Origin of the sequence: Thalassobacillus sp. CUG 92003 (genome assembly GCF_013618635.1) — a bacterium.
Classification (GTDB): Bacteria; Bacillota; Bacilli; order Bacillales; family Halobacillaceae; genus CUG-92003.
In genome coordinates this window covers 59,364-80,279 of sequence record NZ_JABLSJ010000002.1, presented here as the reverse complement: position 1 = coordinate 80,279, position 20,916 = coordinate 59,364, and the positions used below count along the sequence as shown (strand labels likewise).

The window sequence follows — 20,916 nt, the reverse complement described above, 5'->3', positions numbered from 1 at the left end:
ACTCCTTATATCGACCCACCCCCTTGCATAATTAAGGAAATATCTATGTCGTTTTAATGAGGATGAATGGCTGGCCATCTTTACGCGATGCAACTCCAGTTGTATAATTATCCTATCGTTTTTATATAACCTATGCATAAATAAGCTGGATGGGGCTGGTAACATGTACAATATTAAAGCAGCAGCTAAAATGCTCGATATGCCCAAAGTAACGATCCGCTCGTGGGAAACACGCTACCAAGCAATCGAACCAGAACGCTCTCCTTCAGGACATCGGCTTTACACCGAGCAAAACGTCGAGGATTTAAAATGGTTGAAAAAACAAGTGCATGAGCACGGGGTAAAAATCAGCGAAGCCGTCAGGCAATTACATGAGCTGAAACGCGCTCGCCCCCCCTTAACAGAGTCCCGCAGCACGGGGCTTTTGAAAACAGAGCATTACGAGAATGAAATTGAATCGCTTTATCAAGCCGTCGTCCAGGTAGATGCCGAAAGATGCACTTACTTACTGGACTTATACTTCACTCAATTTCACTACCGGGTGGTCTTTTTCGCCATCATTGTTCCGCTAATGAACAAAGTTGGCGAGCAATGGGAACGTGATACATTAGGAGTTGCACAAGAACACATGATCAGTCATATCGTGGAACAGCGCTTCAATCAATTTTTTCGTGTCTTCCCTACTTCTTACACACTGCCTAAAGTACTTGCGCTCTGTCCTTCTGGCGAAAACCATCAGCTCGGCCTTTTATTGTTCACCTTATTTTTGCGGGAAAACGGATTCCCCGTCTTGTACCTTGGTCAAAGTACACCGCTTGATGGATTGGACACCATCATTCTTAATCAAGATATACGCCTGGTCTGTTTCTCGATTTCAAACGAGAGTCAGAAGGACACCTTGCATGACTATATCAACCATCTCAGCCGAACCAAGCAGACGTTGCAATTTGTCGTCGGGGGAAAAGGAGCTGAACCAGACGAATCGATGCCTAACACATGGTATCTTAATTCTGATTATGAAGCGTGGCTGGAATGGCTTGAAACATTCCACAAACATATATGATCCTATTCAAAAGAGAGGGCAGCCCCGTATTGGGACTGCCCTCTCTTCTTTTTGCTTATCCAACTTGTTTAAATAATCGCAGTGAATAAATGGCTGCTATTCCCACAAGAACGTAGACGATACGTGCAATCGCGCTGTCCATACCTCCGAAAATACCGCCGACAAGGTCCCATTGGAACAAACCGACTAACAACCAATTCAAGCCACCTATAATAATTAATAAAAGTGCTACAGTGTTTAGACCTTTCATACTAACTCCACTCCTTTTATAAAAAATGTATAACTTTTATATAGTTTTTATATACCTTCCCTTTTCAAAACTTAAACCTTTAAGCTGAAATTTTTTTGAAGCTGGAAACGTTATAAAATAAAGCTGGGGTATGTTATCTTCATAAGTAAACCTGTAACACGAAGGAGAAGGAGTATGGAGCACCTTTCATTGGATCGTATATTCCATCATTTGCATAGCCATCCGGAAACCAGCTGGAATGAATGGGAGACGACCCAGTATATCGCAGCAACATTGGAACGCTATTCGTGCGACATCACAACATTTGGGGATTGTCCTGGCGTGGTGGCCGAAATCCTCGAGGGAGAACCGGTGGTAGCGGTTCGTGCTGATATGGATGCTTTATGGCAAGAAGTTGAAGAGGCGTTCTGTGCTAATCATTCGTGCGGTCATGACGCCTACATGACGATTGTCATCGGGGTATTTTTTGCATTGGCAGACAAGCAGGAGGAGTTGAATGGCACGGTCCGTTTTATTTTCCAACCTGCTGAGGAACAGGCAACCGGGGCGCTCAAAATGGTGGAAAAAGGGATTGTTGACGATGCGGCTTATTTATTCGGGCTTCATTTACGGCCGTATCAAGAGCTGGGTCATGGCACATTCGCGCCTGCTATCCAACACGGGGCTGCGCGATTTATACGAGGCAGCATCAATGGCGAAGATGCTCACGGGGCACGCCCTCATCTGAATGTCAATGCCATCCAAGTCGGGGCGGAACTTAACCAAATGCTTCATCATATGGAGGTGGACCCTGCCATCTCTCATTCTGCTAAACTCACTTCATTTCACGCGGGAGGCACTACGCCGAATATCATACCGGGGAAAGCGGATTTCACGCTGGACCTCCGAGCCCAACAGAATGCAGCTATGCAGACAATGGCTGACCAACTGAATAACATAACCTCTGCCCTGCAAACGTATCACGGGAACGAGATCTACCTGGACATTGAATCCGATGTAGCCGCGGCTGTGATTGATGAGCAAGCACGTTCCATCATGGCAGAGGCTATCAAATCATCGGTCGGAACAGAACAATTAAAACCCGAGATTATGACTCCCGGAGGCGACGACTTTCATTTTTATACGATTAAACGACCGCACCTCAAAGCGACGATGCTCGGAATCGGCTGTGATTTGAAGCCGGGGCTCCATCATCCGAACATGACGTTTAACCAATCCGTCATACCAGATGCCGTTACCATATTAAAAAGAGCTATCCTGACAGCATTAGCTCAAGAATAGCTCTGTTAAAAAACATTGTTTATTTTTTTTAAAGAAACAAGCCCCATCAAAAAGGGATGAAAGTGGAAAGCGATCTTCACTTACCTCCAAACGCCTAAAATCAGGCCCATGAGCGTAAACGTTAGGATGTGGTAGCCCGCATTAATCCAGAATAACGTGAACGATTTCCGTTCAAATAAATAGGTGATGCCTAACGCCGCAGCTACCCAAAAGAGTCCCACCATAAAGCCGGCAGACGAGCCCATCAACGCAGTTCTTTCCGGCCCCAGAAATAATGCCAACACAAACGCGATCAGCACAGATAATACAAACGCTCCTCCAAATATAGGAACCATCTTACTCTGCTTTAAACGCGCTTCGTCAAACTCATTTTCTCTCATCCAAACGCGGCCAAATAAAACGGAATACCAGAGTCCGCCAATTATAAACGCGGACAAGGCCGCTGCTAATACAGCGAAATAATTGATCGATTGGATTGATTGCTCCAGTCCCATCAAACCCTCCCCTTCCCCTTACTCGAATAGCTTTAGTATAGCGGTAACAGACACGCACGTATTGTAAAAATTGGACATTTTTTCTCCACACTAAAGAAAATTCTCAGCTTCGAATGCGTTTTTCTTATATTCGCGTGGCGTCATACCGGAGAAACGCTTGAATTCTTTGATGAAGTGCGACTGATCATAGAAACCGAGCGAGGGGGTCAAATCAGGAAGATCATCGATGGGATGTTGATACAAACAGGAAAATGACTGCTCGAAACGATAGATTTGAGCTAACAACTTTGGCGGCAGTCCAATATGATCTTTAATCAACCGGTTCATATGACGTTGCGTAAAACCTAAGGCGGCTGCTACCTGTGGTATGGACAAGGTGGGGTCTTGACAAACCTGATTGACAAAATAGCTAATACAACGCTGATGCCTGGTCTTTCGCTCTGAAATTTTGTCCAATAAAAAATAGTCGAACATGTTAAAGATGTGGTGCATATCAGGCGCTGAGCACAACGCTTCGAACATTTCCCCCTGCAATGCGCCCCAGAAATATTCAAGATTCTCCACCTGATTCACTGTTTCATGGATAGGGATATCAAAAAATGGAAAGATGCCATGCGGGCGAAAACGAATGCCATATAATCGTGATTTTCCGCTATATTCAATATGTAGAGGGGTGTGGTGAAGACCTGATAACCAGGCATGCTTCACCCGGGGGCTGTTGCGATTCAGGACGTGGTAGTTCCCCTCCAAAGCAAAGATCAATTCAATTTTTCCGTTGGGGAGAATCGTTTCCGTTTTCTTGACCCCACCCCTATCCAACTCTACATGCCAATAGCATTCAATCCACGGGCGTAACAAACGATGAGGCATTGCAAGTTCAACATTCATGGTCATCACCTAACCTTCCATTCACACACTGATTATTTAGAAATGGCTTTTAATGTCAGGTACCCTAGCAGACACAAAGCCATACCAAGCAAAAACGTCACATAAATCGGAACGTCAATCGATGGTCCAAAGGTGGGCATGAAGTAAATCAATACGAAAAACACGCTAAAGCTCACGGCACCATGAAGACCAAATATCACGGATTCCAAGACCTTAGAGATCTGTTTGAAACAGGACCAGCGTAAATAACGAATGAGCCCATTTATGAAAAAAAATGCAATCGGCAATGAAAGCATGGTGTTAACAACAGCTGTTCCACTGTTAATGGTTAGGACGTCGTCTCCCACATTAAACAGATAATATCGGATAAGATCAAAGAGACCATAAACAGCCGCACTGACGCCCACGAAATAAAACAGGCTCATCAGGATATACAGGGTTCGTTTCTTGGTCACCATCTTTGGCAGCTCCCCGCAAATTTCATCCGCATAGTGCTTAGGATGATTTCCAAAAACCTCTTCTGCGGTTTTGCCTGCTGCTTGCGCCTCTAGTAAATGGTCCAGCAGTTCCATTAAAATTTCTTCTGACTCTTCATCCGACTTATCATAGGACAGGCGGATGTAAACAAGCATATCCTCATAATAGGACACATTTACTTGATTAAGCATGTCGCGTTTTTGGTTATTCAACTCTACGAGTTCCTCGGCACTCATGTTCATCTCTCCTCTTCCAGTAAAGCATCGACCGGCTTTTTGATGCCTTCCCAATTTGACTTGAATTCTGCTAATGCCGCTTCGCCTTGCTCAGTAAGTTCATAATACTTGCGATTGGGTCCGCTCGGGGACGGCTTCATTTCACCCTGAATCCATTTTTCTTTTTGCAACCGCAATAATACAGGGTAAATCGACCCTTCACTAACAGAAAGCCCATAATCGTGCAGCTTCAATGAGAGTTCATAACCGTACACACTCTGACGGGAGATCACAGACAGAATGCACCCTTCTAAAATCCCTTTTAACAATTGACTGCGCAGGGACACGTTCTCCACCTACCTTGTATAACACCAAGTATCTTGTTATACCATATAGCTTATCAGCAAATCCGAATTCTGGAAACACTTCCGGCCGATATATTTTCAATTAGACCGATATACGTATCGTTCTGACTGATAAACGCCTGAGCTGGACCGATATCTCATGAATTAGACTGATATATGATTGAATAACGGCGCTGAAGTCTGCGCCGGAAAGCAGCCGTTTTTTTATTGTGTTGACAAATCACAGAAATAGCATTATGGTTATATACATAACTATATAACCGTATAAGCTTATACGTAAGGTGGTGGTGACCTGGTGAAGCAATCGTTTGATGAAAGTAAACCGATCTTCTTACAGATTAAAGACAGGATTGAGGACCAAATCGTGAATGATCAGCTGAAAGAAGGTGATCAAGTGCCCTCGACCACTCAATTGGTCAACTTTTATAAAGTCAACCATTTAACCGTGGCCAAAGGGATCAACTTATTGGCCGACGCAGGTATTATTTTCAAAAAGCGGGGTGTTGGGATGTTTGTTGCCGAGGGGGCAAAGAAGAAATTGCTGCAAAAACGGAAGGACGAATTTGCCGATGAATACGTGCTGCCGATGATCCAGGAAGCAGATAAATTGGGTATTACCGAAGAGGAAATGAAGGCCATTATTAAACAAGTAAAAGGACGTGATCCCTATGATGCTTGATATTGATATGCACAATGTCGCCTTGCATTACGGAAGATTTGAAGCCCTCAATGATGTAACGGTTCACATGGAAAGCGGCAAAACGTACGGTGTGATTGGCCGTAACGGCGCAGGAAAGACTACGCTTCTTTCCTTGCTGGCTTCTTTTATGAAGCCTTCCTCGGGCTCGATTCGAGTGGGAGGAGAAGAACCGTTTGAACATGCCGGCATCATGTCGCAAGTAGCCTTTGTATACGAGGTTGATTACAGGGAGGAGCAAGAAAAAGTGAAAGCGTTCATCGAAACAGCCGAACGCTATCGCCCTTATTTTGATACAGATTATGCCCACAGACTTGCCAAACGCTTCAATCTGCCTTTTGACAAACCTGTTAAAAAGCTCTCAAGCGGAATGCAGTCTGCGCTTAATGTGACCATCGGATTAGCCAGCCGCTCCCCTATCACAATTTTCGATGAGGCGTATTTAGGTATGGACGCTCCCACGCGCGAAATCTTTTATCAGGAAGTGTTAGAAGAACAAGCGTCTCATCCGCGCACCATCATCTTGTCCACCCATTTAGTCTCGGAAATGGATTACTTATTTGATCAGGTTGTCATTATTGATAAAGGGCGGCTCGTGCTGCATGAACCTTATGACGAGCTTCTTAACAGAGGCGCAGCCATTACCGGAGGCGCAGATGTGGTAGATGGTTTTGTCCATGATATGAAGAAGCTGAATGAACAGCAGCTAGGCGGCACTAAATCGGTCATGATTTACGGGGAACTGTCGGATGCGAAGCGACAGGAAGCAAGGGAAAAAGGCCTTGAGATCGGCCCCGTGTCGCTTCAGGATTTATTTATTCATTTAACACGGGAGGGGGAATAGAGATGAATACGAAGCAAAACACCTCGAAACTATCGCTCGATTTGTTTCTCGTTCAGGGCAAATGGGCAGCCTGGTTCCTTTCAACAGTATGTATCATCTATGTGGTCTTTCGTATGGTGGTCGATCAAAATCAAATCAGCTTCTTTCCCTTTGCCTTTCAACCGTCTAAAATCTTTATGCTGATCCTTGGCATTATGTCACCTGCCGTATTTCTCACTTTCTACGTCCGGCAAGGGATTACACGACGCGATTATTTTTACGGTTCAGCACTGGCTGCCATTGCCCTGTCTCTAGCTTTAAGTATAATTGCCAGTATCATCTCAGGGTTCCAGCATCTACTCACGGGATCTCAGATCACCGTGCACATGTTAAACGATGAGGCGTCCTTGCCGCTCATCATGTTCTCGTTCTTCTTGAATGTCCTGGTATACTTTGCTGCAGGATGGCTGGTCGGGGCAGGAATCTACCGCTCAGGCTGGCTAATCGGGTTAGGTCACATCGTGCTCGCCATGGTGATCGTTTCACTATCTGATTTATTTTGGGAAGGTGATATGAGCGAGCCGTGGCTCACCTTTTTCAATGTAAACGCCGCGGACATCTCGATCGCTTTTTCCTTTATCGTTACCCTTCTGTTATTAACAGGTACGTTCTGGCTCGTTCGACTGTTGACGAGAAACGTTACCGTCAAAATGAAGTAAAAAAAAGCTTGCTTCGCCGGTGTAATCGACGAAGCAAGCTTTTTCTATCGTTTATTTTACTCTTACCTCTGACCCAATTTGCAGGTTACGAGGATCGATATCTGGATTCAACTCATATAAATCATCAAGCGTTACACCTGCATGAAGATTGGCAATGCTGGTTAAGGTGTTGCCTGGTCTAACGGTATGATAATCTTTACTGGATCCTTCGCCCGGGCTGACTCTGACCTCAGAACCAATTTGTAGATTTCGGGCATCAATGCCAGGGTTCAGTTCGTAGAGATCATCTAATGTCACGCCTGCGTGAAGATTTGCGATGCTAGTGAGCGTGCTGCCCGGTGTGACAGTGTGGAATTCTTCATGTGGTGTGTTGTTGTCATCTGAGTTATCACCCATGTTCACCGTAATTTCCGAACCGACTTGCAACGCATTTGCCTCAATACCAGGGTTCCATTCATATAAATCATTGACCGTTACACCTTCATGCTGCTGGGCGATGCTCCAAAGGGTATCCCCTTTTTCAACAGTGACGGCCGTCTTCTCAGCTGACACGTTGCCAGCGCCTATACCTAACGTCATCCCTAAAGCAATAACCGGTGCAAGATACATTGTTTTTTTCATGATTTTCCCCTCCTTGGTAATGTGAAATATTTTCTCTACGGTTGATTTTCAATGCCGGGTGCTTGCTGATAGCCCTCCTTTCGCTTCATTGTTTCTCAATTATGTTGTTTACTCATTTGACGGGAAGATTTTTCGAATGGTTTCAGATTGAGCGGGAAAAATTAAGCTTCTTGTCGAGTTCCGCATAAAAAGTAGCTTTTGCCTCATAAATTAAGAAAATCGCGCATAAATTTCGAGTTTGCCGCATAAATCCGGATTTCGCCGCATATAATTTAATTTTGCCGCATAAACGCTAGAAGACACTCGCCGTGACAGCTGAATCCAGGAAGGGGGCCCCACTGAAATAACAAGACTGTTCATTTGTTGATTTTTCCAGTATGCTTACTCTATAACGATCTACCCAACCTAAATGACTAGAGGATGAGAAATATGGATGACACGAAACAAACGATGGCAATCGAGGCGAAAGGCCTTGTGAAAGTTTTTGGAAAAGACCGCGCCGTTGATGGTGTGGATTTATCGATAAAAAAAGGATCCGTCTATGGCTTCCTAGGTCCCAATGGGGCAGGGAAAACAACTACGATCCGTATGCTGGCAACCTTGCTGCAGCCGGATGAGGGGCATGCGCAAATTTTTGGACACGATCTTGTGTCAGAAACCGCTGCCATCAAGAGCCGCATCAGTTTGACCGGGCAGTATGCTTCGATTGATGAGGATTTAACGGGGATCGAAAACCTCATCATGATCTCCAGGTTGATGGGCTACTCCCGCAAACAGGCGAAAGCGCGCGCTAACGAATTGCTGCACGCCTTCAGCCTTGCAGATGCAGCAAAAAAGCAAGTGAAGAACTACTCAGGCGGCATGCGCCGCAGAATTGATATCGCTGCCAGTATCGTGGTGACGCCGGATCTGCTTTTCCTGGATGAACCGACCACGGGGCTGGACCCGCGCAGCCGAAATCAAGTGTGGGATATTATTCGTGCCCTCGTCAATGCAGGGACCACTGTATTGCTGACGACGCAGTATTTGGAGGAAGCCGATCAATTGGCCGATCGCATAGCTGTCATCAATCACGGAAAGATCATTGCAGAAGGCACGAGCAGTGAACTGAAGGCCTCTGTCGGAATGAGCACGTTACATGTGTCCCTTTTCGATCAGCAGGACCGTGACAAAGCGATCGAAGTGCTTACACAAAAACTGGACGATTCGGTCCGTCCCGGTTCCGACCCTGCCTCGCTTACCGCGCAAGTCTTAGACCCATCGGTTGTGGCTGAAGCACTCGGAGAGCTGCAGAAGGAAAACATTCGCATGACGACTTTTTCACTCGGCCAGCCCAGTCTTGATGAAGTATTCTTGACGCTGACAGGCCAGCCAGTAGAAGAGAATGCCGCTCATGAAGAGGGGGTAACACGGTGACACAATCATTTGAGACAAATAAACAAGGCGGCGCGAATGGACAATTGATCGACGCGATTGCATCAAGTGAGCGTCCTAGCCGGCCAAATGGGTTGTCCTCGTCTTTCACGTTTGCTTCACGTGCCTTGCTGCGCATTAAGCATGTACCGGAGCAGTTGTTTGATGTGACCGTGTTTCCCATTATTTTCTTACTTATGTTCACGTATCTCTTTGGCGGTGCCATCGCCGGATCCACAAGCGATTATTTGCAATTCCTGCTGCCCGGCATACTCGTCATGACCGTTTCGCAAATCACGATGTACACCGGCATCGATTTGAACAACGACATTCGAAAAGGTATCTTTGATCGCTTCCGCACCTTGCCGATATGGCTCCCTTCAGCGCTAGTCGGAGCGTTGCTTGTCGATACGGTGCGGTATTCGATGGCATCGACCATCATGATTGTGCTCGGACTGATACTCGGATTTCGGCCAGAAGGCGGTTTCCCCGGCGTCATTGGAGCTGTCGCATTAATATTAGTATTCTCGTTCAGTTTATCGTGGGTCTGGACAACACTCGGGCTGATTATGCGCTCAGAAAAATCGCTCATGATGGTGAGTATGATGGTCCTCTTCCCTATTACATTCGTAAGCAATGTGTTTGTGGAACCCGAAACACTGCCATCATGGCTAGAAGGCTTCGTTGATATTAACCCCATTTCCCTTTTGGTGACAGCGGTCCGCGGGTTTATGCATGACGCCGTGACCTTTGAACAAATCGGGTGGGTCCTTCTGGCTTCATTCATTTTCACAATCATCTTTGCGCCGCTTACCATGTATTTATACCGCAACAAAAAATAGACCAAAAAAACCAGGCCCCATTCGGACCTGGTTTTTTCTAACTTTATAGATTCACCGTCACATCTGCATCTTCACGAAGGTTGTCCACGAGCTTTTGGACAGCCTGCGATTCTTTTTGCATCTTCACTTGTTCTTTAATGTTCGGTTTTGCTTCCTCAAAAGACGGCATCTGGTTTTCTCCACCAGATTCTCCCTGCTGCTCTTTCAGCTGATCATACGTTTCTTTCATTTCTTCTTCGGTTGGCTCCAAGTCGCCAGACTCCTTCTCAATCAGCTTATCCACTTTTACCTGTTGTTCAATCTGAGACATGACTTCATCTTCACCCATGCCTTGCTGCTCTTCTAAAGTAGCGAGTAGTTTATCAGTTGATTCAACTTGCTGTTGCTGAGCAAACTCTTCTAACGTCTTATTCTTTTCTTTGTCGGTCACTTCGTAATCACGGCTGTTAGCTTCCTGGATAAGGAGCTCCTGCCCGACCAGACTGTCCGCCACCTGGGTCTTTAATTGCTCCTGGTCCACTTCTTGACCTGACATCTGGGATTGCATAGCCGAGCGCTGCAATTGGCTTTCGAAATTCGTACTGAACTCTTCTTTCGTTATTTCTTCGCCATTGACTTCCGCGACCACGTCAGGAACGTCTTCTAAATCAGCTTCCGGCATCTGAGCTTGTTCAGAACCTTCGCCGCCTTCGCTGCCCTCACTTTGGCCGCTGTCTGCCTGCTCCTCTTGATTTGCTTCTCCATTACTATCTTCACTGGAACTATCGTCACTATTACATGCAGCTAGCATAGATAACGACACGGCCAACATTAAACTTAATAACCATTTATTCCTCATGTTCATTCTCCTTTCCTATTCCTCGTGTGTGCCATTGTAACAGGTTTTATACCTATCAACTATGCCCGACATCACCAGTTCACCTTCTCAATAAATATTCTATGGACTGTCACAAAGGGGTTCAACGATGATAAAATGAACACAGATCATAAATGTGTAAATTTTGTGGAATTTACCTAGCATTGTTCAGTCGTATTAAAAATGGTGGTAGACTTTCCGATCATTTTCTTTCAAAAACAGGCCGTTTCATCTTTAATATCAAATTGAGAGGAGGTGTTCAGATTGCCAGCAGAAAAACATTTAAAGGTATGTGACAAAGGCCACAAGTACTATAAAAGTAGTGATTGTACAAGTTGCCCGATTTGTAATCAGGAAAGTAAGCCTAAAGATGGTTTCCTTTCCAAATTGAGTTCACCTGCGAGAAATGCCTTGCTTCACGAAGAAATCCACACATTACAAGACCTCTCTCACTACAGCGAGAAAGAAATTTTGAAACTTCATGGCGTAGGTCCAGCTTCCATTCCCACATTAAAAACGGCTTTAGAAGCAGAAGGTTTTTCTTTTAGAGATCACTAAAGTCCCGATTATCTTTTTCCATCAACGCCATCTGAATAAAAAGTACCGAACATGAAACTAATTCTTTCGTCATTCGTACACAGTATTGTCTAAGCATAAATATAGTCGTTAGCTTAACAATTGAAGGGAGGCAGGCGAATGATTGATGTCGTCAACATAAGTAAGCAGTATGGGGCCATTCAGGCATTAGACAACATCAGCTTTGAAATCGAAGAAGGGTCATGTTTCGGCGTCGTCGGACCAAACGGCGCAGGGAAATCGACGCTGATGAAAATTTTATCCGGTATTTTACTTGAATTTAAAGGGGATATGCTGCTCAACGACCACTCGGTGGCAAAGGAAAGAATGTACATTAAGAAGCGGATCGGGTATATCCCGCAAGAGATTTGCCTGGAAGAAACGCTGAGCGCACGGGATAATATGATACTTTTCGGAAAGCTTTATGGACTCTCGGGGAAAAAGCTGCAAGACCGAATGGAGAGCGTACTAGAGCAAATCGGGCTGAGCGACCGCAGCAAAGATAAAGTTACGACCTTTTCGGGCGGAATGAAACGCAGGTTGAACATCGGCTGTGCCCTGTTACATGAACCTGACGTGGTGATTATGGATGAGCCTACGGTCGGCATCGATCCGCAATCCCGGAATTCAATTTTCACCATCATCGAACAATTGAAGGCCTCAGGCAGTACGATCATCTATTCCAGTCACTATATGGAAGAAGTCGAAAATTTATGTGACAGCATCGGGCTGATTGATAAGGGGCAGCTCGTGGAGTTTGGCGCCATGAATGAGTTGTTAGAACGGCATGCCGCCCCTTCCTTATTCGTAGCTGGCGGAAGCATCGACCACGACATGCTCGCACCTTTTGGCTCTCCCGTTGAAAAAGGAGACGGATTCGTACTGACCAGCGACAGCCCGTTAGATACGCTGGAACAATTGGTCAGCCGTTTTCGCGAAGATGGCATCGACCCTCGCAGATTGGAGCTTTATCGCCCGAGACTCGAGGATATTTTCTTTCACCTGACCGGAACGCAGCTTCGCGATGCTTAATATAAGGAGTGATTGATCATGTGGGCGATTGCACGCACAGAGTTGAAAAAAAATATTCAAGATATTGGCCTTTGGTTTTGGACGTTCGTCCTACCTATCATCTTTATCGTTGCTTTTGTCGCGATTTTCAAAGGGGATGAGAGTGCCAGTTATCAGGAAGTTGTCACCCAAATCATTCCCGGCTACACGGTGATGTTTGCCTTTTTTATTATGATTTCCATGGTGATCGCCTTCGTTAAAGACCGGGAACGCGGAATGGTTGCGCGGATTGCCAGCACCCCGCTGCCGATCAAGGATTATTTCATTGGCAAGTGGATCCCTTTTATGATGATCGTTTTAATTCAAATTACCGTTTTATTAACCTTTGGCGTCCTTGTGTACGATCTTGCCTTAGGCGACCCGATCGCACTCATTACATTATCGTTAGCCCTTGCTTTTATCGTGACTGGCTTTGGAATGGCGATGGCTGTGCTTGTCAAAACGGAAAACATGGGCATCGCCCTGACTCAAGTTATCGCGCTCGGCGGTGCCTTGTTAGGAGGCTTATGGATGCCCGTGGAAATCATGCCGGATTACGTGCAAACCATCAGCCAGATGCTTCCCCAATATTGGGCGCTTGAAGGCTATAAAGAAATTATCCTTCAGGATGGCGGAGTCTCTGATATTTGGAAGCCCCTTCTGATATTGGTAGGAGCGGGCGCGGCAGGCGGCATTCTTGCTTATGCAGCGTACCCAAGATTCCTACGACAATCAAGAAGTTAACTTCATACTGCGAAAGCGCCTGTTTCCTATAAGGAAAAGGCGCTTTTCTTTTTGCTTTCATTAAGGGGACCCCTCTCCCTCCGGTTCAATACATAGAGCCTCGTAGCATAAATGAGAAAGTCCACGAGTAGGATAATACAGCTGGAGTTCTCGTCCAACGATTAATATGTTCCATGCAGCACAAGCATTTCCCCTTTAATGGTTGGCCCCGTTAAACGTGTTGGTGAGGGATCATATAAGTATTATTCATCTATCAGTCTATTGGTAGATAGGACCTGTTGCTGCATAAGGCGGAGGGGCTTAAATAGAGCATCGACACGGAGATTTACAGGGGCTAATTGTAAAGGGAGTACTTGAAAAGGAGTAGGTAGTATGCCGATCAATATACGCACCCAATTCATTTATACCGTGCAGCCGGGCGATACGCTGTATGCCATTGCCGCACGTTTCGGGAGTGAGGTTGCCTTAATCGAAGAAGCCAACGCCCTCTATCCCCCTATTACAGATCCAGGCTTAATATTTCCGGGACAAGTTCTCGTCGTCCCTTCCACCTCATTCGGAGAAAACCATATCTATCAAACCGTCAACCCCGGGGGCACGCTCTTTCACTATGCCCAGCGTTATAATACCAATGTTGATTTACTCCAAGGCATTAATCCCCAAATCGGAGATCCGAATTATATCTTCGTCAACCAGGCGCTGCTCGTTCCCGCTTTTAGTTATGAGGTTGTGCAAGGCGATACCTTATACGCTATCGCCCGCCGCTTCGACATAAGTTTATCCACTTTACTCGAGGCAAACCGGGAACGCCCCGGGTTATCTGAAGATGTTATTTACCCAGGGTTCCGGGTGATCGTTCCACTCCCATCTTCCATTAACATTGTGGTGTTCCGGCCTTATCCAGGCACGAAAATTCAAGAAGGACAACCGTTGGAAGGCTTCGCACGCGCGTTTGAAGGAACAATATTATACCGGATCGTGGATAGCGCCGACGAAATTGTTTCACGTGAAACATCCATTCAAACTTCAGCCGGTGCCCCAGCTTATGGCACCTTTTCCAAACCGATCGCATTTGACAATTCTCCCACAACATCCAGGGGCGAGCTATGGGTTTATACGCGAAGCGCGAGAGATGGGAGCATTCAAGACCTCGTGCAAATGCCTGTCAGATTTTAAGGAAGTTGGTGCGTTTTAAAAAAAGAGCTTGAAAATGCTTCAAGCTCTTTTCTGCATGATCATTTTTTTATATGAGGTTCAGAGAATGACACTAGAAACATACAAAGCCAAGTACACTCTCCCCCTACTCGAAATGCTTCTTAATACACCGCTTTTTAGTAGCAACGCATACCTTGTCCTGATACGCTCCAAATTCCTTATAGAAATTCGGTTTCCCTACCTCTTCAAAATACTTATTCCATTTAAACATTTTAAAAAATATTCGCAGCGTCGGCTTATAATTAGCCTGTTCCAATCCAAGTTTTTGCCACACGAACCGCTTTATGATCCGATACGTTCGTATTGAATACGTGGGGTCGAGAAAGATGATCAAATCAGCCTTTCGAAAACTATCGGCCACCCAGGCTTCGTTGTGCACCCCTTCGATGATCCAGCGCTCTGACTGGATAATCTCCTGCAAATAATCGTCTCTTTCTTGCTCGGTCCTTCTGATATCGCCTGAGGGATACCTTTTCCATACGATGTTATCGATCTCAAAAAAGGGGATAGTGAACGTTTCGGATAACGCTTTTGCTAAAGTTGTTTTTCCGCTTCCCACAGAACCAATAATATGTATGCGATTCGGCTTCTTATTCAACTAACCCCCACCTCATTCCATGCCGCTTGATTGAATCATCTGAACAAAATAATAGAGTACTCTTGCCGTGAGGCCCCAAATCACGCGATCATCGTAAATATAAAATAATTCTTCTAACTGCTTCGTTTGCCAGCGGTAGTCCCGCCCATTTTCGATTAGGTGGAATGGAAAATCAGCTTGCGGCTTTACTTCCACATTCACATAGTGGATGTGCGGTTTGGTTTCCATGAAATAGCTAAGCGGAACGGTAAACACCTCGTCCACCTCATCCGGGTTGGGTTGAAGACGATTTTCCGCACAACTAAGAAACCCGACATACGTATTCACAATCATACCAAACGGCGACACGATATAATCGAACGGGTAGATATCTGAAATCTCATCGTGGGTGATTCCCAACTCTTCTTCCGCTTCCCGCGTCGCTGTGTCTTGCTTCAACCAGTCTTCAGCATCAACCTTACCTCCCGGGAAGCACACCTCTCCAGGCTGCCTCCTCATCTTTTGGGAACGGACCTCAAATACGAGATGGAGCTCGCCGTCCTTTTCAATGAGTGGTAATAGAATCGAATATTCTGTTAAATTTTGTTTGCCTATAATCGCAGGCGTATGATCCTTCATTTTCTCAACGATTGTTTCGCGTTTCATAGGTTCACCTCATGACTTCAGTGCTTATGTTTATTCTACCATTTTATCAAAAATAAGAAGCTGCCCCCTATTAAATCGTAAGTGTATATGTATGATTAAAAGTAAGAAGAGTAGTAAATGATTGCGATGATGAAACTGCCGATGAGGAATACGATCAGACCAATCACCACAGGTGAAAGTGTAAAGGTGAATGTATACTCTCTGCCGTGATTCCAGTGTTGCCACGGATACTGGCGTTCTCCCTATTTCTAGTTTGAGCTGATTGATAGTGAAAAATCCATAGTACCCCGAAGATAGCTAGGCCGCCTAAAAACGCAATATCAATCCATTTCCAGCTAAACAGCGCAGCGATGATATAAAGAAATAGCGATTCCAAAATCACCGTCAACAGGACGATTAAAGAATTGTTCATATACCCCCCTCCCTTTGATTACCTAATGTATACGGACTGAGATGGGAAATGTTTCACAAGATATATGAAAGGATTTGACATAAGATGAAAAGAAGCAGATAATATGAGTACGTTCATTTATGAGTACGCTCACTTTTTATAAGAGGTGATACCTATGAAAAGCATCCGGAATAAAAAGAAAGAAGCAACGAGAGACGCGATTATAGAGGCGGCAAGAACACTTTTCCTCGAACACGGCTATGAAGGAACGACCACAGATGATATTGCGAACCGAGCCGATGTTGGAACGGGGACCGTGTTTAACTATTTTGATTCGAAGGCTGATATCCTGATTGACGCATTTGCCAATGACTTTATGGAAGAGATGGACCAACAAGAGATCACCCTTCAGGAACAGGATTTAAATAAAGCAGCTTCCGAGCTTGTGTTTCAATTTATCTATAAGCGAATGAATCGCTATTTGCTGGTAAGCAAGAAGATACTCCGGCCGCTGATGAATGTGTCGCTGTATATGTCCAACCCTGAAAGGTTGAAAAAAATGATTGACCTTGATTTCATGTTTGTGGATGAATTGATCCATTACTTGAACCAACTGAAGGAAAAAAGTGTGCTACCTGAGGATTTTGCTGCGAATCAGGCCGCTGAAGTCATTTACAGTTCACTTGCGTTTGAGTTCCTGCTTTATCTTTATCATGATGAAATCGGAAAAGAGGCGTTGTATGATGGGATTAAAGCGAAGCTGAATTTTATCATGCGAGGTTAAAGCAAGGTTCTACAGGAGCCTTGTTTTATTTTTGCTCATGCGTTAAACACGAGCAAATGGCGGCTCCTTAATCCCCTTCCTCATCCGTGTATTCTAAAATATCACCAGGCTGACAGTCTAAAGCCTTACAAATTGCATCCAACGTTGACAGCCGAATCGCTTTCGCCTTGCCATTTTTCAATATAGAAAGGTTCGCCATTGTTATGCCAACCCGTTCAGAAAGTTCCGTGACGCTCATTTTCCTCTTAGCCAGCATGACATCGATATTGATTATTATGGCCATCTTTTAATTCACCTCAGACCGTTAAGTCATTTTCTGATTTAATATCTATGGCATTTTTTAATAGCTTTTGAAGAATGGCAGCAAAAACGCCAATCACAATTGAAGCAAAAATAAAGACCAATCCGATTAAGATAACGCCAGGCGCATCGTCTTTCTCCGCTAGCAGATAAAAGAATGGCATCGCACCCACATACACCACGCTTATAGTGCCTGCACACAATTTTATCAACCTTAACGCTTTTACGGAGGAATCCGAAAATGCTGTATCCTTATCAATATAGTGTAACAGTCTTAATGCTTGATACAGTGCCATGAAAAACGGAATCGCCGCCACATACATCGCGATTAAAATGGAATAAATGATATACGCATACTCTGGGCTAATACCTTCTTGGTTAATCATCCACGGTATGAAACCTATACATAAAGCAAGAACTGCCAATCCAACAAGAATAACCACTGCCTTTAAGAAAATGGTTGCTCCATGTTTCACAAGACCACCTCACCAATTTTAATGTCCATTTAAATTTACCACATTATTTATCGAATTACAATAAATATTTATTCTTTTGGATTGAAAAACAACATCACAAGCAAAAAAAGAACACCCCCTCACGATCAGGGAATGTTCAGATAACAGCGTTTACGGCATAGATCGCGTCGTAACATAGATACATAGCGTCATGACGCAAAGAAATACCATAAAGTAACTCGACGATACAACGAGTTTTTTTACTAACAATTCCGTATTTAACTTTGTTTGGATCATAAACCCGGCAGCCACTGTAATGAGCCAAAACACGATACCAGTGGTTGAGAATAAGGATTCCGCATTCATGATCCAAAGCACTAATATAACGGAATGGATTAATAGTAACATCCATGCAAAAGGTCTCATTTCATATAATCCTCAACTAATTCATAGCATCTTTCTTCAGTGAGATTTGCAAGCACAGCCACGTATTCTAAATGTTCTTGCGTGCCGCCTTCATATTTTTGCGATGCTTCCAATGCACGGTCGTCTCTAAATTCGATCCAATTCCGTTGTTTTTCTCTTAATTGCTCCATTTCTTCTGGTGACAGTCGCTCTTTTAAGACTCCATAAATATCATTCAATAATTCATCCCAAATGTCCCATCTATCATTTTCAACTTTTTTCAACGCGTATGTTGATGAATCTGCGGCTTCCAATCGTTCCGTTTCTTGTTTGGAGTCCACTAACTTTGTCTGATACGCTTCTTTCAGACCTGCCTCAGAGCTCGAGTCTTCATCTTTTAGAGGCACGTTATTTTTTTCACTTGTATCATTTTCGTTTGTATCTGTATCAGTATGTTCCGTGTTTGAACCATTTTCTTTCGATTCCACATGAGTAGAATCGTCACTTGTTGACGCGTCAGGTGCTTGTTCACATGCAGCCAATAACATCACGCATACGACAGTACCCATTATTATTCTATTGTTTTGCATAATAAGACTCCTTCGTCTTCATTTGCTTCCCTTGCCATCTATGTATTTGCCAACCTTCAAAACTATCCCATGGTACTGATATGCTTTTGAAACCATTGATCTACTCGATCGCTGTAGGATTCCAAATGCTGGGTAAGCCCATGGCCTTTTTCATCTTGTTCCAGCTGTTTTTTGTATATATCTGTTACAGTTACGTCGGCTCCTGCTGCAGCAAGCACGGGAGCTTGTTGTCCCCCGCCAGACGCTAAGCAGAGTATTCTCAAACCTTTTAACAATGCAGGAAACTATTGTCTTGGCACAGCCCTTTCGGTCGTCACAGTGATTTCCCATTCAATATTTTTGGCTCTTTTGATGATTTCACGGCTTACAGACGTCGTGTATCTCGAGCCTTCTTCTACTTTTTTGTCCCATGCATTGCTATTTTGTTGTGATGAATCAACTCGTCATGCCCCCTGCCTAAATTATGTAAAATACACTATCATAATAACACATTAATCTAAATGCTTAATATTGGATAACACCCGCTCTTTTACACTTTAAAGCACGTTTACATACAGTCCCTCCTGTATTACAATTTGGAGTGACCTCAATTTCTCACGTTTTTAACCAATTGTGTGAGAAGATGTAGAATATGACCAATCGACGAAGGACTCCACTTGATAGGTGGAGTCCTTCGTCATAATTTAGTTAAACTATGATTCATTGCAGCATAAACCCAGCAGCTCTCTCTGTAGTACCGGATTTTCTTACACCGATCGATTAAAATTTGTTCCTGTGGAGGCACTCTATGAAAAAAGTTACGATTTATACAGCTTGTTTATTTATTTCAAGTGCAATACTAATATTTTTATTTGCAAGCGCATTTGATGACCGTAATGGCGTTCTTTCTGTAGGGTTGGTCATTATCTTATTACTTTCTATAGTTATATCCTTATTGGTGAGAATGTTAAAAATTCTTAAGAGATATAATGAACTTCTTAAATTCAATTCATAACACCGAAATGCTGTCAGTTATTATTAGAACTAAGATTTCAGGAATCGAACTACGATAGAACGTTGGCTGCCTTTTTGCTCACCCACCATAAACAGGATTGCCAAAAAGGACAACTTTATAGTTTTTATGCCACCTTTCGCCACTATTTTCAAGCTATAGCTCAGGCATTGTATCAGAGGTATTTAATATCTATAAACTTTTAAAGGAACTAGCAAATGTTACATTTTTTTATTCTATACTCTACAAACTAGATGGTAAACGGCGGAATATATCTGCCATCAATATCAGTAAACTGATACTCTCTGGCGATATCTCCCGCTTTTAATACATGTCCGCTTTTCTCCATCACATTCGGATCACTGGCCACAGCTGTAATTCCTCGTCCGACATAATGTGGCGTTTCGGTTCTCCTTAAATCTTCTGATTCCTCCCAGTGTTCTTCATCCGATTGATGATGCTTCAACACAAGTTCCGTTCGCATAAACCCTGGGGAAACGGCAAGTACGGCAACATTATCTTGTTTTAATTCGATGGAAAGACCATAAGCCATACGTATTAATGCATTCTTCGCTAAATCATAGTAAAACTGTCCGGTGTATTTGCCATCATCCCAGAAAGTCGTGTGAATAATGACCGATCTTTCATTTTCACGAAGTAATGGAATGGCATAGTGATTCGTGGCCAACTGGGCTCGTACACCAGCAGTGAACATCGTGTCCCAATGTTTCAATGGCAATTCCCAGAAAGGCTTAGCATCAACGCCAAGATCATGCGCCCCCCACACATTATTGACAAGAATATCTAACCTTCCCTGTTCCTGACGAATTTGATTGATGACAGTTTCTGTTTCTAAATCATTCGTATGATCGCAACGAACCGCCACCCCTTTTCCCCCATGGACTTCAATTTCAGCAACCGTGTCATCAATAGTACCAGGCCAATCATTGGTGGAATCACCTTTCATGCTTCGGCCGGTGACATAAACAGTTGCGCCAGCCTTTCCTAATTCAATGGCTATGCCCCGCCCGGCTCCTCTGCTTCCTCCAGTAACAAGTGCAATCTTTCCATGTAAAGCTTTCATATCACCCATCCCTTTCATGACTAAAGTATTACCATTATAACCATCAATTCTTGACACCTTGTGTCATATTTATTTAAATAAATA

Annotated in this window: 28 protein-coding genes and 1 pseudogene; 13 read left to right on the top strand and 16 right to left on the bottom strand. The window is 44.1% G+C overall.

Features of this window, described 5'->3' with window-relative positions; all coding sequences use genetic code 11:
* The first annotated feature begins 163 nt into the window (after positions 1–163).
* Positions 164–1,063, top strand: a complete 900-nt coding sequence (locus tag HOP45_RS03070; RefSeq protein WP_181347442.1) for a MerR family transcriptional regulator — start codon at positions 164–166, stop codon at positions 1,061–1,063.
* A gap of 55 nt (positions 1,064–1,118) precedes the next feature.
* Here the strand turns inward: HOP45_RS03070 and HOP45_RS03065 are convergent, their stop codons facing one another.
* Positions 1,119–1,313 carry a DUF378 domain-containing protein gene (locus HOP45_RS03065; RefSeq protein ID WP_181347441.1) on the bottom strand — a complete coding sequence of 65 codons (195 nt, stop codon included), beginning with the start codon at positions 1,311–1,313 and terminating at the stop codon, positions 1,119–1,121.
* Positions 1,314–1,487: 174 nt separating this feature from the next.
* Here HOP45_RS03065 and HOP45_RS03060 point away from each other — a divergent pair, with 174 nt between their 5' ends.
* Entirely contained in the window at positions 1,488–2,594 is a 1,107-nt protein-coding gene (locus tag HOP45_RS03060) for an amidohydrolase (protein ID WP_181347440.1), read from the top strand.
* An 80-nt stretch (positions 2,595–2,674) separates the two neighbouring features.
* Here the strand turns inward: HOP45_RS03060 and HOP45_RS03055 are convergent, their stop codons facing one another.
* The 4 genes from HOP45_RS03055 to HOP45_RS03040 form a co-directional block, all read right to left on the bottom strand.
* The gene (locus HOP45_RS03055) at positions 2,675–3,088 is read right to left on the bottom strand and encodes a DUF1761 domain-containing protein (protein WP_181347439.1); all 414 of its coding nucleotides are present in this window, start codon (positions 3,086–3,088) and stop codon (positions 2,675–2,677) included.
* A gap of 90 nt (positions 3,089–3,178) precedes the next feature.
* Positions 3,179–3,982 carry an AraC family transcriptional regulator gene (locus HOP45_RS03050; protein ID WP_181347438.1) on the bottom strand — a complete coding sequence of 268 codons (804 nt, stop codon included), beginning with the start codon at positions 3,980–3,982 and terminating at the stop codon, positions 3,179–3,181.
* Positions 3,983–4,008: 26 nt separating this feature from the next.
* Positions 4,009–4,689: a DUF1129 family protein gene (locus HOP45_RS03045; protein WP_181347437.1), complete on the bottom strand. Its 681-nt coding sequence runs from the start codon at positions 4,687–4,689 to the stop codon at positions 4,009–4,011.
* 2 nt (positions 4,690–4,691) lie between these two features.
* Positions 4,692–5,015 carry a PadR family transcriptional regulator gene (locus HOP45_RS03040; RefSeq protein WP_181347436.1) on the bottom strand — a complete coding sequence of 108 codons (324 nt, stop codon included), beginning with the start codon at positions 5,013–5,015 and terminating at the stop codon, positions 4,692–4,694.
* A 313-nt stretch (positions 5,016–5,328) separates the two neighbouring features.
* Here HOP45_RS03040 and HOP45_RS03035 point away from each other — a divergent pair, with 313 nt between their 5' ends.
* Genes HOP45_RS03035 through HOP45_RS03025 form a run of 3 tightly spaced genes read left to right on the top strand, consistent with a single transcriptional unit; the run spans position 5,329 to position 7,272 of the window.
* Positions 5,329–5,712: a GntR family transcriptional regulator gene (locus HOP45_RS03035; protein ID WP_181347435.1), complete on the top strand. Its 384-nt coding sequence runs from the start codon at positions 5,329–5,331 to the stop codon at positions 5,710–5,712.
* Complete coding sequence (locus tag HOP45_RS03030; protein ID WP_181347434.1) at positions 5,702–6,574, top strand: ATP-binding cassette domain-containing protein; 873 nt, start codon at positions 5,702–5,704, stop codon at positions 6,572–6,574. The genes HOP45_RS03035 and HOP45_RS03030 overlap by 11 nt, the downstream gene beginning before the upstream one ends.
* A 2-nt stretch (positions 6,575–6,576) precedes the next feature.
* Positions 6,577–7,272, top strand: coding sequence for a hypothetical protein (locus HOP45_RS03025; protein ID WP_181347433.1), 696 nt, complete (start codon positions 6,577–6,579; stop codon positions 7,270–7,272).
* A 51-nt stretch (positions 7,273–7,323) separates the two neighbouring features.
* Here the strand turns inward: HOP45_RS03025 and HOP45_RS03020 are convergent, their stop codons facing one another.
* Positions 7,324–7,893, bottom strand: a complete 570-nt coding sequence (locus HOP45_RS03020; protein ID WP_181347432.1) for a LysM peptidoglycan-binding domain-containing protein — start codon at positions 7,891–7,893, stop codon at positions 7,324–7,326.
* 429 nt (positions 7,894–8,322) lie between these two features.
* On the opposite strand from HOP45_RS03020, the gene HOP45_RS03015 reads away from it, so the two are divergent.
* Positions 8,323–9,309 (top strand): ATP-binding cassette domain-containing protein, encoded by a 987-nt coding sequence (locus HOP45_RS03015; RefSeq protein ID WP_181347431.1) that lies wholly within the window; start codon positions 8,323–8,325, stop codon positions 9,307–9,309.
* The gene (locus HOP45_RS03010) at positions 9,306–10,148 is read left to right on the top strand and encodes an ABC transporter permease (protein ID WP_181347430.1); all 843 of its coding nucleotides are present in this window, start codon (positions 9,306–9,308) and stop codon (positions 10,146–10,148) included. Before HOP45_RS03015 ends, HOP45_RS03010 begins: the two co-directional genes overlap by 4 nt.
* 43 nt (positions 10,149–10,191) lie before the next feature.
* Here the strand turns inward: HOP45_RS03010 and HOP45_RS03005 are convergent, their stop codons facing one another.
* A complete protein-coding gene (locus HOP45_RS03005; RefSeq protein ID WP_181347429.1) occupies positions 10,192–10,986 on the bottom strand; it encodes a SurA N-terminal domain-containing protein in 795 nt (264 codons plus the stop codon).
* A gap of 282 nt (positions 10,987–11,268) precedes the next feature.
* On the opposite strand from HOP45_RS03005, the gene HOP45_RS03000 reads away from it, so the two are divergent.
* From HOP45_RS03000 to HOP45_RS02985, 4 genes are all read left to right on the top strand, one after another.
* Complete coding sequence (locus HOP45_RS03000) at positions 11,269–11,562, top strand: RNA polymerase alpha subunit C-terminal domain-containing protein (protein ID WP_181347428.1); 294 nt, start codon at positions 11,269–11,271, stop codon at positions 11,560–11,562.
* A gap of 138 nt (positions 11,563–11,700) precedes the next feature.
* Positions 11,701–12,612 (top strand): ABC transporter ATP-binding protein, encoded by a 912-nt coding sequence (locus tag HOP45_RS02995; RefSeq protein ID WP_181347427.1) that lies wholly within the window; start codon positions 11,701–11,703, stop codon positions 12,610–12,612.
* 18 nt (positions 12,613–12,630) lie between these two features.
* Positions 12,631–13,374 (top strand): ABC transporter permease, encoded by a 744-nt coding sequence (locus tag HOP45_RS02990; protein WP_181347426.1) that lies wholly within the window; start codon positions 12,631–12,633, stop codon positions 13,372–13,374.
* A 372-nt stretch (positions 13,375–13,746) separates the two neighbouring features.
* On the top strand, positions 13,747–14,550 hold the full coding sequence (locus HOP45_RS02985) for a LysM peptidoglycan-binding domain-containing protein (RefSeq protein ID WP_181347425.1): 804 nt from the start codon (positions 13,747–13,749) through the stop codon (positions 14,548–14,550).
* Between the two features lie 124 nt (positions 14,551–14,674).
* Here HOP45_RS02985 and HOP45_RS02980 read toward each other — a convergent pair whose 3' ends face one another.
* The 3 genes from HOP45_RS02980 to HOP45_RS02970 form a co-directional block, all read right to left on the bottom strand.
* The gene (locus HOP45_RS02980) at positions 14,675–15,187 is read right to left on the bottom strand and encodes an AAA family ATPase (RefSeq protein ID WP_181347424.1); all 513 of its coding nucleotides are present in this window, start codon (positions 15,185–15,187) and stop codon (positions 14,675–14,677) included.
* A 12-nt stretch (positions 15,188–15,199) separates the two neighbouring features.
* Positions 15,200–15,832, bottom strand: a complete 633-nt coding sequence (locus HOP45_RS02975) for an NUDIX hydrolase (protein WP_181347423.1) — start codon at positions 15,830–15,832, stop codon at positions 15,200–15,202.
* Positions 15,833–15,995: 163 nt separating this feature from the next.
* Complete coding sequence (locus tag HOP45_RS02970) at positions 15,996–16,244, bottom strand: hypothetical protein (protein WP_181347422.1); 249 nt, start codon at positions 16,242–16,244, stop codon at positions 15,996–15,998.
* Between the two features lie 154 nt (positions 16,245–16,398).
* Between HOP45_RS02970 and HOP45_RS02965 the strand changes: the two genes are divergently transcribed.
* Entirely contained in the window at positions 16,399–17,007 is a 609-nt protein-coding gene (locus HOP45_RS02965; protein ID WP_181347421.1) for a TetR/AcrR family transcriptional regulator, read from the top strand.
* Between the two features lie 67 nt (positions 17,008–17,074).
* Here the strand turns inward: HOP45_RS02965 and HOP45_RS02960 are convergent, their stop codons facing one another.
* The 5 genes and pseudogenes from HOP45_RS02960 to HOP45_RS20620 all read right to left on the bottom strand — a co-directional run.
* The gene (locus tag HOP45_RS02960; protein WP_181347420.1) at positions 17,075–17,290 is read right to left on the bottom strand and encodes a helix-turn-helix domain-containing protein; all 216 of its coding nucleotides are present in this window, start codon (positions 17,288–17,290) and stop codon (positions 17,075–17,077) included.
* Between the two features lie 13 nt (positions 17,291–17,303).
* On the bottom strand, positions 17,304–17,783 hold the full coding sequence (locus HOP45_RS02955; RefSeq protein WP_181347419.1) for a DUF2975 domain-containing protein: 480 nt from the start codon (positions 17,781–17,783) through the stop codon (positions 17,304–17,306).
* Positions 17,784–17,933: 150 nt separating this feature from the next.
* Entirely contained in the window at positions 17,934–18,188 is a 255-nt protein-coding gene (locus tag HOP45_RS02950) for a hypothetical protein (protein ID WP_181347418.1), read from the bottom strand.
* Positions 18,185–18,757 (bottom strand): lysozyme inhibitor LprI family protein, encoded by a 573-nt coding sequence (locus HOP45_RS02945; protein WP_181347417.1) that lies wholly within the window; start codon positions 18,755–18,757, stop codon positions 18,185–18,187. The genes HOP45_RS02950 and HOP45_RS02945 overlap by 4 nt, the downstream gene beginning before the upstream one ends.
* Before the next feature lie 146 nt (positions 18,758–18,903).
* Positions 18,904–19,113 (bottom strand): annotated as a pseudogene (locus tag HOP45_RS20620) (SAM-dependent methyltransferase); the annotation flags it as partial.
* A 431-nt stretch (positions 19,114–19,544) separates the two neighbouring features.
* Between HOP45_RS20620 and HOP45_RS02930 the strand changes: the two are divergent.
* Positions 19,545–19,751, top strand: a complete 207-nt coding sequence (locus HOP45_RS02930) for a hypothetical protein (protein ID WP_181347415.1) — start codon at positions 19,545–19,547, stop codon at positions 19,749–19,751.
* A gap of 247 nt (positions 19,752–19,998) precedes the next feature.
* Here HOP45_RS02930 and HOP45_RS02925 read toward each other — a convergent pair whose 3' ends face one another.
* Positions 19,999–20,832 carry an SDR family oxidoreductase gene (locus tag HOP45_RS02925; protein WP_181347414.1) on the bottom strand — a complete coding sequence of 278 codons (834 nt, stop codon included), beginning with the start codon at positions 20,830–20,832 and terminating at the stop codon, positions 19,999–20,001.
* Between the last annotated feature and the right edge of the window lie 84 nt (positions 20,833–20,916).